Origin of the sequence: Vibrio sp. 1167 (assembly GCF_033340375.1) — a bacterium.
GTDB lineage: Bacteria > Pseudomonadota > Gammaproteobacteria > Enterobacterales > Vibrionaceae > Vibrio > Vibrio alginolyticus.
In genome coordinates, this window is sequence record NZ_JAWOWK010000077.1 from 1 (window position 1) to 1,204 (window position 1,204).

Annotated in this window: 1 protein-coding gene; it reads right to left on the minus strand. The window is 42.9% G+C overall.

Features of this window, described 5'->3' with window-relative positions; translation table 11 throughout:
* Positions 1 to 154: 154 nt before the first annotated feature.
* Positions 155 to 1,069 (minus strand): GlxA family transcriptional regulator, encoded by a 915-nt coding sequence (locus R7Z78_RS24485; protein ID WP_169643815.1) that lies wholly within the window; start codon positions 1,067 to 1,069, stop codon positions 155 to 157.
* Between the last annotated feature and the right edge of the window lie 135 nt (positions 1,070 to 1,204).

A 1,204-nucleotide genomic window follows, 5' to 3' on the forward strand; every position in this document is an offset into this window, starting at 1 on the left:
CTTGCTTCACGAGTTGAGTAATATTGGTATTGTTTCACATTGAACATGAAAGAAATTCATGGCTGGAGAAATGGACCTACGCATACTTCCATTCTTTGCGGTTTCACTTGAAACTCGCAACTTCACCGAGTTGCTCTACATATTCAAACAAGACTCAAGCAAATCGTTTTCTAAACTCTCGCGGAGTTAAACCAATGACGTTTATGAAAACCTTCCTACAGGCGCTCGTATCCTCGTAACCAACTTGATGGCTTATAGAATCAAAGGAATGTTGTGTGCTTTCTAACAAATCACATGCGCTCTGAATTCTAAGACGCTGCAAGTATTGATTAGGGTTGTATCCTGTCGCTTTCAAAAATCGTCGTTGCATCGTACGTTCTGTAAGGTTGGCTTGCTTTGCTAACTGCTTTATGGACAAAGGCTCTGCATAGCGCTGATGCATGATTTGTTGAATGGAAACAACCGCATAATCACCGTGAGAAAACGATGGATGAAACTGTTGGTAGTAGCTCTGCGCTCGCTGAGCGGTATCAATAACCAGCGTTTTTCCAAGCTGACGCACAACACCCGGCGAAGCGTATTTCGCGATCAGCTCAAAGCCAAGGTCTAACCATGACATCATCCCACCCGCCGTTACTATGTCACCGTGATTGATCAATATCTTATTGCTATCTAACGCAATGCTAGGAAAGGCTTGGGAGAATGTTTCCGCCAATGCCCAGTGGGTCGTGACCTCTCTCGAATCGATCAAGTTGGTTGCGGCAAGAATGAATACTCCGGCACATGCAGAAGATAACACCGCCCCTTGTGAGTAGTGCGCTTTAAGCCATCGAATCAACGCTTCATCAGGAGCTAAGTAGTAATTATCAAGTGACGCAGGTGGCAACAAAACAACCGTTAGTCTTTCTGCGGTTAGGTCTGTATGTGGAATTAAAATCGGCTCAAACACAACCTCAATGTTCTGCTCCTTACATATTCTGTTGGCCAGCAAAAACATCTCTTCAAAGCCATAAACTGCCGACTTCAATACTGAGGGATACTCGCAGATTCCAATCTTTATTTTGATCATCTTTAATTTGTCGTTTTTGACTCCTTTTATGTCATTTTAGACTCTAAAAATAATGCAGCAAGTTACTCATAATTTGGCAAGACGAGAACCAAAATCAGCAGGAATTGAACATGAGCAACAGCGCATTACTTGTAA

Coding starts and splice junctions, on each gene's coding strand:
- R7Z78_RS24485 (WP_169643815.1), bottom strand. CDS start 1,069: ATGATCAAAATAAAGATTGGAATCTGCGAGTATCCCTCAGTATTGAAG.